The sequence below is a fragment of the Alcanivorax sp. DSM 26293 genome, assembly GCF_900107995.1.
Lineage (GTDB): Bacteria > Pseudomonadota > Gammaproteobacteria > Pseudomonadales > Alcanivoracaceae > Alcanivorax.
Window position 1 is genome coordinate 37,411 of the sequence record NZ_FNUM01000003.1, and the last position, 13,391, is coordinate 50,801.

Annotated in this window: 10 protein-coding genes; all 10 read left to right on the top strand. The window is 61.9% G+C overall.

Annotation, left to right across the window (positions count from 1 at the left end):
* Positions 1 to 109: 109 nt before the first annotated feature.
* The 10 genes from C4S63_RS06530 (at position 110) to C4S63_RS06575 (ending at position 13,107) form a co-directional block, all read left to right on the top strand.
* Positions 110 to 1,456, top strand: a complete 1,347-nt coding sequence (locus C4S63_RS06530) for an efflux RND transporter periplasmic adaptor subunit (protein WP_103917086.1) — start codon at positions 110 to 112, stop codon at positions 1,454 to 1,456.
* The gene (locus tag C4S63_RS06535) at positions 1,449 to 5,060 is read left to right on the top strand and encodes an efflux RND transporter permease subunit (protein WP_103917087.1); all 3,612 of its coding nucleotides are present in this window, start codon (positions 1,449 to 1,451) and stop codon (positions 5,058 to 5,060) included. Before C4S63_RS06530 ends, C4S63_RS06535 begins: the two co-directional genes overlap by 8 nt.
* A gap of 400 nt (positions 5,061 to 5,460) precedes the next feature.
* Positions 5,461 to 5,823, top strand: a complete 363-nt coding sequence (locus tag C4S63_RS06540; RefSeq protein ID WP_035246181.1) for a PleD family two-component system response regulator — start codon at positions 5,461 to 5,463, stop codon at positions 5,821 to 5,823.
* A gap of 143 nt (positions 5,824 to 5,966) precedes the next feature.
* Positions 5,967 to 8,312, top strand: coding sequence for a Tex family protein (locus tag C4S63_RS06545; RefSeq protein WP_062815401.1), 2,346 nt, complete (start codon positions 5,967 to 5,969; stop codon positions 8,310 to 8,312).
* 97 nt (positions 8,313 to 8,409) lie between these two features.
* Positions 8,410 to 9,966 carry a glutamate--cysteine ligase gene (gene gshA / locus C4S63_RS06550; RefSeq protein ID WP_063508425.1) on the top strand — a complete coding sequence of 519 codons (1,557 nt, stop codon included), beginning with the start codon at positions 8,410 to 8,412 and terminating at the stop codon, positions 9,964 to 9,966.
* Between the two features lie 340 nt (positions 9,967 to 10,306).
* The gene (gene rmf / locus C4S63_RS06555) at positions 10,307 to 10,498 is read left to right on the top strand and encodes a ribosome modulation factor (RefSeq protein ID WP_062815399.1); all 192 of its coding nucleotides are present in this window, start codon (positions 10,307 to 10,309) and stop codon (positions 10,496 to 10,498) included.
* A 178-nt stretch (positions 10,499 to 10,676) separates the two neighbouring features.
* Positions 10,677 to 11,183, top strand: coding sequence for a disulfide bond formation protein B (locus tag C4S63_RS06560; protein ID WP_062815398.1), 507 nt, complete (start codon positions 10,677 to 10,679; stop codon positions 11,181 to 11,183).
* A 6-nt stretch (positions 11,184 to 11,189) separates the two neighbouring features.
* Positions 11,190 to 11,561, top strand: coding sequence for a CidA/LrgA family protein (locus C4S63_RS06565; protein WP_062815397.1), 372 nt, complete (start codon positions 11,190 to 11,192; stop codon positions 11,559 to 11,561).
* Positions 11,551 to 12,276, top strand: coding sequence for an LrgB family protein (locus tag C4S63_RS06570; RefSeq protein WP_062815396.1), 726 nt, complete (start codon positions 11,551 to 11,553; stop codon positions 12,274 to 12,276). The genes C4S63_RS06565 and C4S63_RS06570 overlap by 11 nt, the downstream gene beginning before the upstream one ends.
* Before the next feature lie 345 nt (positions 12,277 to 12,621).
* Positions 12,622 to 13,107, top strand: a complete 486-nt coding sequence (locus C4S63_RS06575; RefSeq protein WP_063508423.1) for an Rsd/AlgQ family anti-sigma factor — start codon at positions 12,622 to 12,624, stop codon at positions 13,105 to 13,107.
* Positions 13,108 to 13,391: the final 284 nt, after the last annotated feature.

The window sequence follows — 13,391 nt, forward strand, 5'->3', positions numbered from 1 at the left end:
CCTCAAGGGATTGTGATCCCTGCAGCACCGCCGCCAAAGTAGGCATGAGAAAAAGAAATCGCTACAGTACGCGACAAATGAGAATGGCTATCAACAAAGGATTCCTCCCTTGCGAGACCGCCTGAAACAGATTCCCCCCGTGGCCCTGGTGATCCTGGGCACGATGCTCGCCATCGTGTTGCTGGCCATTTTCAAACCCTCGGCGCCCACCCGTGATGTGAGCGAGCGCCATGACCGGGTGCGTTATGTGCTGGCTGAGCCGGGCGCACACTCCCCCAGCATCCAGTTGTTCGGGCGGGTACAGTCGCCCCGCGCCGCCGACCTGACGGCGGTGGTGACCGCCAATGTGACAAGCATTCCGGTGCGGGCCGGCAGCAAGGTCAGTGCCGGCCAGTTACTGATCCAGCTGGACGACACCGAGGCGTCACTGGCCCGGGATCGGGCCAAGGCCAGCCGCGACGAGGCCGCCGCCCAATTGCAGACCACCCGCCTGCGCTATCAGAGCGACAGGAAGAGCCTGGCGCTGGAAAAGAAGCTGGCAAAACTGTCCGAGGACAACCTGCAACGGCTGCAGTCCCTGCGCGGGAAGAATCTGGTCTCCCAGACCCAGCTGGACCAGGCGGAAGAAGCCAAGGCCCGCGCTGAACTGTCATTGAGCCAGCGTCAGCTCAGCGTCAGCGATTTCGAGAACGAACTGGCCCGCATGGAGGCTCGCCTGGCCAGTGCCGAAGCCCAGCTCCAGCAGGCCGAACTGGATCTGACCCGCACCCGGGTAGAAGCGCCGTTCGATGGCACAGTGACGGATATCCCGGTGGCACCGGGGGAACGGGTGCGCCCCGGCGAACCCTTGCTCAGTCTGTTTGCGGACGCCGAGCTGGAAGTGCGTGCACAGATTCCCGAACGGTATCTGGCCGCCGTGCGCGACGGTCTGGGCCAGGGCGAACTGGCCGCCAGCACCGAACTGGAAGGCCGCACCCTGGCGCTGAATCTCAAACGTCTGGCCGGGGATGCCAGCGATGCCCGCGGTGGCATCGACGGTCTGTTCGAGTTTGTCGATGGCGTGCCCGCCGCTGCCCTGGGCCGCCCGCTGACCATTACCCTGACCCTGCCGGCCCGGGATAACCTGATTGCCCTGCCGGCCACCGCCCTGCACGGCCTCAATCGCCTCTATGTCATTGATGACGACAACCGCCTGCGGCGCGTCCAGGCCGATATCGTCGGCGAAGCCATGGATCGGGAAAACGCGCAGCTGCTTCTCCATGCGCCCACCCTTGAAGGGGGCGAACGGATCATGACCACCCAGCTGCCCCAGGCCATTGTCGGCCTGCCGGTGGACCCGCAACCTGTGCCGGGCAGCAACGCCGATGGCGGGGAAGGTGATGTGACAGAGCCGCCCGCAACCCCTGCCACCGTCAGTGGCGACGACAACCACAACGAGGGCCGTCAGGGTGAGTGAATCGCGGGGCCTGATCGCCAGCTTTACCGAGCACAAGGTCGCATCGAATCTGTTGATGCTGTTGATGGTGATGCTCGGGTTTCTCGGCCTCAACCGGCTCAATACCCAGCTGTTTCCGAATTTTGATTTCGACTACATCACCGTCACCATCCCCTGGCGAGGCGCCAGCCCGGAGGATGTACAGCGCTCCATTACCATCCCCGTGGAGCAGGCCATCAAGACCCTGCCCAACACCAAGAAACTGATCGCCCGCTCCCAGCAGGGCGCCTCGGCTATCTTTATCGAGCTGGAAGACGGCACCGACCTGGGCCTGGCCCTGGACGAGGTCCGCCAGCGCATCGACTCCATCCGCAATCTGCCCCAGGACGCGGAGCGACCGGTAATCCAGAAGATCACCAACTACTCCCTGGTCACCTCCATCATGGTGTCCACGGAAAACGGCTCCCTGGAAGAACTGCGCCCGCTGGTGCGCAACATGGAAGACCAGATCCTCGCCCTGGGGGCCGGCAAGGTGGACTTCCTGGGTCTGCCGGAAGAGGAAATGGCCATCCAGGTGCCCGCCGCGGCCCTCCATGATCTGCGCATGAGTCTGGGCGAGATCAGCAACCGGGTGCGCAGTTTCAGCCAGGACATACCCGCCGGCACCGCGGGCCGGGATGACGCTGCCAAACAGCTGCGAGCCCTGGGCCAGCGACGTGACGAACGGGCCTTCGCCGACCTGCCCCTGATTACCACCGCCGACGGCCAGCAGCTGAGTCTGGGCGACGTGGCCACCATCGAGCGACGCCCCCGGGATGACCAGCCTTCCCTCACCTATCAGGGCAACCCGGCCATCGAACTGCAGGTGATGCGCGGCGAAGACGGGGACATGCTGGAGCTGGCCGACAAGGTGCGCAGCTGGGGCGCGGAGTACCGCACCACCCTCCCGGAAGGCGTACAGATGACCTTCTATTTCGAGGCCTGGAAGCTGGTACAGGAGCGCATTTCCACCCTTCTATGGAACGGCATCAGCGGTCTGCTGCTGGTGATCGCCACCCTCTATTTCTTCCTCAATGCCCGGGTGGCCTGGTGGGTCACCGTGGGCATCCCGGTGTCCTTCATGGCCACCCTGGGGCTGGTCTGGCTGTTCGGCGGCACCATCAACATGATCAGTCTGTTCGGCCTGATTCTGGCCCTGGGGATCATTGTCGACGATGCCATTGTGGTGGGCGAGGACACGCTGACCCACTTGCAGCAGGGGGAATCCGCCCAGCGTGCCGCCCTGGGGGGCGCACGCCGGATGTTCTGGCCGGTGGTGGCCTCCAGTACCACCACCATTGCCGCCTTCCTGCCCCTGGGCATGATGAGCGGCGCCATGGGCAAGATCGCCTTCGACATTCCCTTCGTGATGATCTGTGTGATCCTGGCCTCCCTGCTGGAATGCTTTCTGGTATTGCCCGGCCATTTGCATCACAGCTTCCGGGGTATCCAGGTCAAAGCCTCCGGGGTGCGGGAACGTATCGACGCCGGCTTCCACCGGTTCCGTGAGGAGCGATTCCGGCCGTTGGTGGCCTGGGCCATTCGCCATCGGCACCTGGTCAGCGTCTCCGCCGTGGCGGCGTTCATCCTGGCACTGAGCCTGATCGCCACCGGCTGGCTCAAGTTCACCTTTTTCCCACCGGTGGATGGTGACCAGCTGCGCGCCGTGGTGGAGTTTTCCTCCGGCACTGACCGGCGCCAGGTGGATCGCTTCCTGTCCCATCTGGAAGACGCCCTGAACGAGACCAACGAGGAACTGGGCGGCCATCTGGTCAAGACCGTCATCAGTCACCATGGCGCCGCCGCCGGCTTCCCCAACCCTGGCGGGCGCATGGAAAAATACGGCGATGAATACGGCACCCTGGTGGTGGAAGTCTATGTGGGCTCGGACAGACAGATCAGCAATGACGAACTGATCCAGAACTGGCGAGAGAAACTGACCCTGCCTGCCGGCCTGGACCAGCTCACCATTTCCCAGCCGGAAGCGGGCCCACCGGGCAAACCCATCGAGGTGAAGCTCACCGGCAGCGATGCGCCGACCCTGAAACAGGCATCCCTGGCCCTGCAGGAACGGCTCAACGATTTTGCCGGGGTCAGCAACGTGGACGACGACCTGCCCTACGGCAAGGAGCAGCTGACCTTTGAACTGACCGCCCGGGGCCGCGCTCTGGGGCTGACTCTCAACGAGGTGGCCAGCCAGTTACGCGCCGCCTTCGACGGCAACCTGGCCCAGCTCTATAACGAGGAAGACGAGGAAATCGAAGTGCGGGTGATGCTGCCGGACAGTGAACGTCGTCAGTTCACCGCCCTGGAGCGTCTGCCCATCATCACCGCCCAGGGTGAGGCCATCGCCCTGCGGGACGTGGTGAACTTTGATGCCCGCAAGGGCGTGGACTTACTGCGCCGCGTCAACGGCGAACTGGCCGTCACCGTCTACGCGGACCTGGACCCGGAGCAGGGCAACGCCAACGAGATTATTGCCAGCCTCAACGACAGCACCCTGCCCGACCTGAAAGCCAAATATGGCATTGGCGTCGGCTATGAGGGCAAGCTGCAGGAACAGGCTGACAACATGAAGGACATGGCCACCGGTGCCCTGCTGGGGCTGGCAATCATCTATGTGGTACTGGCCTGGGTGTTCAGCTCCTACTCCTGGCCCTTGGCGATCATGACCGCGATTTTCTTTGGCCTCACCGGCGCGGTGATCGGGCATATCTTCACCGCCCCCTTCGGCATCAAGTTTTCCATGTTTTCCGCCATGGGGCTGTTCGGTCTGTCCGGCATCATCGTCAACGATTCCATCGTGCTGGTGAGCTTCTACCAGCAACTGGTGGCCGAAGGCATGGAACGGTTCCAGGCCATCGTGGAAGCCTGTGTGCGACGTCTGCGGGCCGTCCTGCTGACCTCCATCACCACCATCGCCGGGCTCACTCCCATCCTGTTCGAAAGCTCCCTGCAGGCCCAGTTCCTCAAGCCCATGGCCGTAAGTATCGTCTTTGGGCTGCTGTTCGGTACCGTACTGATCCTGTTGGTGGTGCCGGCCATGCTGATGCTGATCGAGGAGCAGCGGGACCGCTTCCGGGGGATGGGCCCACGACTGGCACCGGGCAATTGGGGGGAACTGGCACGCCGGGCATGGCGTTTTGATCCTGCCTATCACCGGCAGCAGCCGGGCCCGCAGGGGCTGGGCGGCCATCTGTGGTGGGTAATGATTCTCGGCCCCTGGCTGTTACTGACCATAGTGGGCAAACTACCGCTGCTGCAGCACGCCCTGGAGGCCGATGCCGGGCCCTTGCTGATCGCACCCACCGGGCTGCTGTGGCTGGTCATGGCCGGGCTGGGGGCCACCTTCCTGTGGCACCTGTTCCGCCGTCGCCAGCGAGCCGCCAGGCTGGCCGTATACTGGTTATTGGTGACAGGTTTGGGCAGTCTGCTGATCGCGGCACTGGCACCACTGGCCGGTCCGCAGGGCAGTGAACTGGCCACTGCGTTCTGGTCCCAGGCGCGCTGGGCGCTTGTCACTGCGCTAATCGTATTGCCCTTGCTGTTGTGGAGTCGGCGCAGTGCACAGACCCTGACACGCTGACCGAAAACGGCATCATAGTGCCATAATTCGACAGCTTACCTTTTGACCAGTGACTGGTATTATTCGCGTCTGAAGATAGGGAGCCTCTGAATAACTCCTTGCATGCTCAGTCTTTCAGGCTGGTTCGCAATCTAGGCGCGCTTTTGATGGCATGCTGGTTGCCTGTCGAAAAAGCGCAACAACGAGTGCGGGCCAGCCTGGAAGACCCGGAGGGCGCGGCCTGAAGGGAACATCTGCTGCGCTTTGTCGCTAGGAAAGGGGACCACCCTGTCCGTCGCAACAAAACACAACAGCTGCACCCTTCAGGCCACGCTGAGTACGCAAGGAGTTATACAGAGGCTCCCAACAGACAAAAACAAAGTACCGCCGACACAAGCAGTATCGGCGCGAGGAGAGCAACATGGCCAAAATTCTTGTGGTGGATGACTCGCCGACCCAATTGACCAACCTGGTCAAGATCGTCCAGGGCGAAGGCCATGAGGTCATTACCGCCACCAATGGCATGGAAGGCATCGAGAAAGCCCGTGAGGAAAAACCCGACCTGATTCTCATGGACGTGGTGATGCCGGAACTGAACGGCTTCCAGGCCACCCGCAAAATCACCCGTGACCCGGCCACCGAACAGATTCCGGTGATCCTGGTCACCACCAAGGATCAGGAGACCGACAAGGTCTGGGGGCAGCGTCAGGGGGCGGCCGGCTACATCATCAAACCGCCCAAGGAAGCCGAGCTGATCGCCAAGATCAACGAAGTGCTGGGCTAGTGCCCCGCTAGGCTGGCATCTGCAACATAGCCGCTTCCACAAGTCAATCTGTTAACGACCGGGATCATTGCCTATGATTTCGGTCGTTTTGTTTTACGCCTGCACGCGACATGCCTGCAGGCCGCACGCAGCCAGGAAAAGTCATGCGCAGTATTGAACAGATTATCGCCGAGGAAATCGGCTGTCAGGAACGTCAGGTGCACGCTGCCGTCGCCCTGCTCGACGACGGAGCCACCGTCCCCTTTATCGCCCGTTACCGTAAAGAAGTCACCGACGGTCTGGACGACACCCAGCTGCGGAACCTGGAAGATCGGCTGCGTTACCTGCGCGAGATGGAAGAGCGCCGCGAGGCCATCCTGAAAAGCATCGCCGAGCAGGACAAGCTCACCCCGGAACTGGAAAAGGCCATCAAGGCCGCCGACACCAAGACCCGGCTGGAAGATCTCTACCTGCCCTATAAACCCAAGCGCCGCACCCGCGCCCAGATCGCCCGGGAAGCCGGCCTGGAACCGCTGGCCGACGGTCTGCTGGACGATCCGACCCAGAACCCGGAAGAACTGGCCGCCGGCTACCTGAACGAAGAACACAAGATTGCCAGCGTCAAAGATGCCCTGGACGGCGCCAAACAGATCCTGATGGAGCGCTTCGCCGAGAACGCCGATCTGCTTACCCGCCTGCGCACCTTCCTCTGGGACAAGGCCCATATCCAGTCAAAAGTGGCGGACGGCAAGGAAAAGGAAGGCGCCAAGTTCAGCGACTATTTCGATCACAGCGAAGCCATCAAGGGCATCCCCAGTCACCGGGCCCTGGCCCTGTTCCGGGGTCGTAACGAAGGCATCCTGCATGTCTCCATGGTACTGCCGGAAGAGCTGGAAAGCGCCCAGCCGCATCCCTGCGAAGCCATGGTCACCGCGGAAACCGGCTGGCAGCATCAGGGCCGCGCCGCCGATGACTGGCTCAAGGAAGTGATGCGCTGGACCTGGAAGATCAAGCTCAACACCCACCTGGAAACCGAACTGCTGGGCCGGGTGCGCGAACTGGGCGAGGAAGAAGCCATTCAGGTATTTGCCCGCAACCTGAAGAGTCTGCTGATGGCCTCCCCGGCCGGCCCCAAGTGCACCATGGGCCTGGACCCGGGCCTGCGCACCGGGGTGAAAGTGGTGGTGGTGGATGCCACCGGCAAGCTGCTGGAACACACCACCATTTTCCCGCACCAGCCCAAGAACCAGTGGGATCAGTCATTGTCCGCACTGGCCGCCCTGTGCCTGAAGCACAAGGTGGAACTGATCGCCATTGGTAACGGCACCGCCAGCCGGGAAACCGACAAGCTGGCCGGCGAAGTGGTCAAGGCCAGCAAGGGCAACATCCAGAAGATCATGGTGTCCGAAGCCGGCGCCTCGGTGTACTCCGCTTCGGAAACCGCCGCCCGGGAATTCCCGGATCTGGACGTGTCCTTCCGTGGCGCCGTGTCCATTGCACGCCGTCTGCAGGACCCGCTGGCCGAGCTGGTGAAGATCGATCCGAAAGCCATCGGCGTGGGCCAGTACCAGCACGACGTGAGCCAGCTGAAGCTGTCCCGCTCCCTGGATGCGGTGGTGGAAGACTGTGTGAACTCCGTGGGGGTAGACGTGAATACCGCCAGCGCCCCGCTGCTGGCGCGTATCGCCGGCCTCAACAGCACCATCGCCGGCAACATCGTTACCTACCGGGAAAGCCACGGCGCCTTTGCCAGCCGCGCTGACCTGAAGCTGGTACCGCGCCTGGGCGACAAGACCTTCGAACAGGCCGCCGGCTTCCTGCGCATCATGGACGCCGCTAATCCGCTGGACAGTTCCTCGGTCCACCCGGAAGCCTACCCCCTGGTGGAAAAGATCGCCGAGAAACATGGCCGGCCGCTCAAGGAGCTGATCGGTGACGTGCCCTTCCTGAAGAAGGTCAACGCCGCCGACTTTACCGACGACACGTTCGGCCTGCCCACGGTCACCGATATCCTCAGCGAACTGGAAAAACCCGGTCGCGATCCGCGTCCGGAATTCAAGGCTGCCGTCTTCAAGGAAGGGGTGGAAACCCTCAAGGACCTGAAGCCTTCCATGATTCTGGAAGGTACGGTGACCAACGTGACCAACTTCGGCGCCTTCGTGGATATCGGCGTTCACCAGGATGGTCTGGTTCACGTCTCCGCCTTGGCCGACAAGTTCGTGGAAGACCCCCACGATGTGGTCAAGCCCGGGGATATCGTCAAGGTGAAAGTGCTGGAAGTGGACCTGGACCGCAAACGCATCAGCCTGACCATGCGCATGGACGATCAGCCCGCCGAGAAAGCGGCCGGGCAGCGCCCTGCCAGCGCCCGCAAGGGCAATGGTGGCGGCCAGCGCCAGGGCGGCAACAAGCGTGGCGGAGGCCAGCCCCAGAACACCGGTGGCGGCACCTTCGCGGACCTGTTCGCCAAGGCCAAGGACGAGCAGAAGAAAGGCAAGAAGCGCCTGTGACCCGGTGACTTCTCTCTGTCATTCTACTGCCCCATGATTGTCGGATTTCCGTCACACCCGCCGCCGGGCTCGCCCGGCGGGACGACAGGGCCAAACCATGAAACTTGAACAGCGTATTCACGCCCTGCTGGACTCAGACGCCGCCGCCACCCTGGCGGGTATCCGCCGCGGCATCGAAAAAGAAAGCCTGCGCATTACCACCGATGGCACCCTGGCCCAGACGCCCCATCCCACCGCGCTGGGCTCTGCGCTCACTCACCCCTATATCACCACGGACTATTCCGAAGCCCTGCTGGAATTCATCACCCCGCCCAGCACCGAGCTGCACAAGCCGCTGGAATTTCTCGAGCAGCTGCACCGCTACGTTTACAGCCATATCGGTGACGAGGTGCTGTGGGTCAACTCCATGCCGTGCATGATCAGCAACGATGCTGACGTGCCGGTGGCACAGTACGGCAGCTCCAATGTGGGTCGCATGAAGAGCGTCTACCGGGAAGGGCTGGGTCACCGCTATGGCCGCAAGATGCAGACCATTGCCGGCATCCATTACAACTTTTCCTACCCGGAAGAATTCTGGAAACTGAACCAGGTACTGGAAGGGGAAAGAGGCCCGCTGCAGGACTATATCTCCAAGCGCTATTTCGATCTGACCCGCAACTTCCAGCGTTATTCCTGGCTGCTGGTGTACCTGTTCGGCGCCTCACCGGCCCTGTGCAAATCCTTCCTGGCCGGTCGTGAGCACCAGCTGGATACCTTTGACCACACCCTGTTCAAACCCAACGCCACCAGCCTGCGCATGAGCGATCTGGGCTACCAGAACAATGCCCAGTCGTCCCTGGCAATCAGCTACAACAATCTGGACGAGTATGTGGCCACCCTGACCCACGCCATCAAGACGCCGGAACCGGCCTACGAAAAGATCGGCGTAAAGGTGGGCAACGACTATCGCCAGCTGAATGCCAACATCCTGCAGATCGAAAACGAGTACTACTCCTCGATCCGCCCCAAGCGCACCATCAACAAGGGCGAGCGCCCCACCACCGCCCTGCAGAAGCGCGGCGTGGAATATATCGAGATCCGCGCCCTGGATCTGAACCCGTTCGAACCGGTGGGCATCAACCAGCAGGAAATCCGTTTCCTGGACCTGTTTGCCACCTACTGCCTACTGCGCGAATCCCCGCAACTGGAAAAGTGCGACCTGCATGCCAGCAAGGAAAACCTGCGCAAGGTGGTCTACGACGGCCGCAACACCGCCATCGAATTGTGCAACTGGGGCAAGGCCGTATCACTGAAAGACTGGGCGACAGAAAAACTGCAGCAGATGCAGCCCATCGCCGAACTGTTCGACCGCACCCATGGCGGCAACAACTACAGCGACGCCCTGGCCCGCCAGCAGGAAAAGGTGGACAACCCGGACACTACCCCATCGGCCCGGATTCTCGACAAACTGGAAAGCCGCCAGCAAAGTTTCTTCCAGTTCGCCATGAACCAGGCCCTGGCCCATCGGGACCACTTCCTCTCCCGGCAGCGCTGCGACGACACCAACCAGCGCCTGGAACAACTGGCCGCTCACAGCCTGACCGAGCAGCGCCACTGGGAAGATGCGGAAACCCAGAGTTTCGAGGATTATCTGGCGGATTACTTCCGCGACTGAAGCGAGAAGCGAAGAGCGCGTTTCAGAATACGGACTGTTTTGCCTTTCGCTTCTCGCAACTCGTAACCCGTTTCTCGTAGCTCTTGCGCAACCGCCCCGCGTGCTGATGAAGCCACAGCGCACACCGGGAAAATCCTATCTCAGGGTTCCCGGTGTGCTCTGGAATGAAACGGGTTGCCGTTATGCCCGGTGCAGTTGTCACACACCCGCTGTGCGCCATGTCCCAACACCATGCCCCGATCTGGTTTTTGTGCAATTTCACAACAAAAATACGTGCTTCTTCCCTATTCAACCGGGCTTGCGGTGGTAGTCTCGGACTAACCAGCAAGGGAGTGTCGCGATGCCGGATCGTGATCAGTGCGAAAAAGCCTACAACCAGGGATGCATGTGGGGCATGGGCGGGGGTGACAGTAATCGTTGTCCCTACCCTGCCGACGATGCCTTGGCAGAATGGTGGTTTCAGGGGTGGGAAGCCGGTATGGATGCCTGGCATGACCGCAACCTGCGCGAGCAGGAAGCGCGTCAGGCCTGACACCATTCGGACATCAGCCCCACCCTCTACCTCCATCCTGTGGCAGCGGTCGTTCCTCGCGAATGCCCTGCCCCATGAAGGTCGCGATGGAACGGCCGCCCCCACGGTTCCATCCCACCCTTGCCGCCAACCCCGCTTTTGCCTACCCTTCGCCGGTCCCCGACGAAAAGAGTGGCCCATGCTGTCCCTGATCCCCGCACCCCGTCAGCTCAACCTGCTTGCCCTGCTGGCCTGTATTGCCGCCATGGCCGGTGCCCTTTATCTGCAACACGTGGACGGCCTTGAGCCCTGCCCGCTGTGTATCTTCCAACGCATCGGCGTGATCGCCGCCGCTGTGGTTCTGCTGATTGCTGCCCTGCATGGGCCCAAGGGGATCGGAGTGCGCATTTACGGCGCGCTTACCGGGCTGGCAGCCATCGCTGGCGGCGCCGTCTCCGTCCGTCATATCTGGCTGCAGAGTCTGCCGGCGGACCAGGTTCCCGCCTGTGGTCCCGGCCTCAACTACATGCTGGACGTCTTTCCCCTGCAAAGCGTCATTCAGGAAGTGCTGGCCGGTTCCGGGGAATGCGCGGAGATGGACTGGTCTTTCCTGGGGCTGAGTCTGCCGGCCTGGTCTCTGGTGGTATTTTCCGGTCTGCTACTGGTCGCCCTGGTGCAACTGTTCCGCCCCCTGTCCAGATCCTGATCCGCCATGATCGACGGCCTGCTGATCCTGCTGTTTTTCCAGTTCCTCGGTGAGGTGGTCATCCGTCTCACCGGCATCCCCCTGCCCGCCTCGGTGGTCGGCATGGTGCTGTTGTTACTGGCATTGTTGCTCAATGTGCCCTTCAGCCAGCGGGTGGCTCCCGCCGCCGGCGCCCTGATCAAACACATCAGCCTGCTGATTTTTCCGCTGGGGGTGGGCATCGTGCTGCAATGGCACCGCTATGAAGACTATGCGCTAGCGCTGGGCGTCGCTGTAGTACTGGGCACCCTGCTCAGCCTGGTGCTGGTGACGCTAATGCTGAAGAAACTGCTGGGCGGCAAGCATGGCGAATCAGCGGGAGGCCGCCATGATGGATAAACTGGATAGCCTGGCCGGCCTGGTACACACCCCCCTGTTCGGTATCCTGCTGACCCTGGCCAGCTACCGTTTTGCCCTGTGGGTATACGGGCGCAGCAACAGCCTGCCCCTGTTCCACCCCTTCCTGGTGGCCTCGATCCCGGTGATTATCGTATTACCCCTGGTGGGGGTGGATTATGAAGAATACCGGGACCAGACCACGCTGATCTCTTTCCTGCTGGGCCCCGCCACCGTGGCCCTGGCCTGGCCCCTGTACCGGCAGCTACACACCGTACGCAGCGTACTCACGCCAATCCTGATCGCCACCGTTCTGGGCGCCTTTATCTCCGCCGCCATCGCCGTGGGGCTGGCCTGGTGGCTGGGCGCCCCGGCGGAGGTGGTGGGCTCGCTGGCTCCGAAATCCATCACCACCCCGATTGCCGTGGAGGTGGTGCAATCCACCGGCGGCTTTGTCTCCCTCGCCGCCGGCGCGGTGGCCATCACCGGCATCGTCGGCGCCCTGGCCGCCGGCCCCATCTTCCGGCTGCTCAAGGTCACCGACCATCGCATCAAGGGCTTTGCCCTGGGTCTGGTGGCCCATGCCATCGGCACCGCCCGTGCCTTCGAATACGGCGAAAAGGCCGGCGCTTTTGCCGGTCTGGCATTGGGTCTCTGCGGGCTGGTCACGGCAATGGCCCTGCCCTGGCTATGGCCCTGGGTGGCGCAGTACCTCTAGACCCGACGGCGCCCTATGGCGCGTCGACCGATCTCAGTGGCGAGTAACGAAAAGCAAAACCGGTTTGGTCTTTCGCGCCTCGTCACTCGTCACTCGCTACTCAACGCTCCACGCCCAGCACCGACACTCCTGCTACCACGGGTAAGCGTCGCCCTCTCTTCCCGGCGCTCTAAAAACCCGCTGTTTAGAAGAAATTTGTCTTTAGCCACAAGTGGCTGAGATATCGTGAGTTTTCTTCCTGACCCGGATTCGTGCCGGTTTTGCCCCATTGCCAGCACGGTACCGCCGGTTCTAGGCTCGATAGCCCAACCCGACAATCGTCAATGGCGACGCCGAGGAGGAACCATGGCGAGCTCCCATTCCGCCGCACTGGCACAGTGGCGGCGCATTGAAGCACTGGTCCAGGCCTGGCTGGATGAACGCCAGCAACTGATCGTGCTGCTTTGCACCCTGCAGGGCCTGAAAGGGCTGTCCGATCACCGTCAGCCACTGCAGAAGCAGGTCCAGCAATTTTGTCAGTTGCTGATGGACTACATCAGTGCCGGTTACTTCGAGGTGTACCGGGAACTGGTCAACGAGGCTCGCCACTTCCACCGCGACAATCCCACACTGACCCGCCAGATTCTCAAGCAGCTGGACAGCTCCACCGACGAAGCGCTGGCTTTCAACGAGGATTTCCAGCACCCGGAGCAATGGCTGGTTCAGCGGAATCAGCTCCCGGAACGGATTGCCCTGCTGATGCAGACCCTGGAAGAACGCTTTGCACTGGAAGACCAGTTGATTCTGAGCATTCACCAGCAGGAACCGCCGCAGCAGCAGGCGATGCATTGAAAGCAGCGGCAAGCCACGAGCTTCAAGCTGCAACTCGAAGAAATGCATAGCGTGCAACAGCACCCGCCGTGCTCCGCGCTTCAAGGTTAAATGTAGGAGCGCCTCTGGAGGCGCGAATGAAGGTGACGACCACCTAACCGGTTAAATGAAACCCGTCGAGTGCGGATATTCCTGATCGCCCTGCGGGCGATTCCCCGCCACGCGTGGTTCGCCATGCAAGCATAGCTCCTACAGAAATAATGGCGTCCGAATCAACAAAAAAGGGCGCCCGAGGGCGCCCTTTT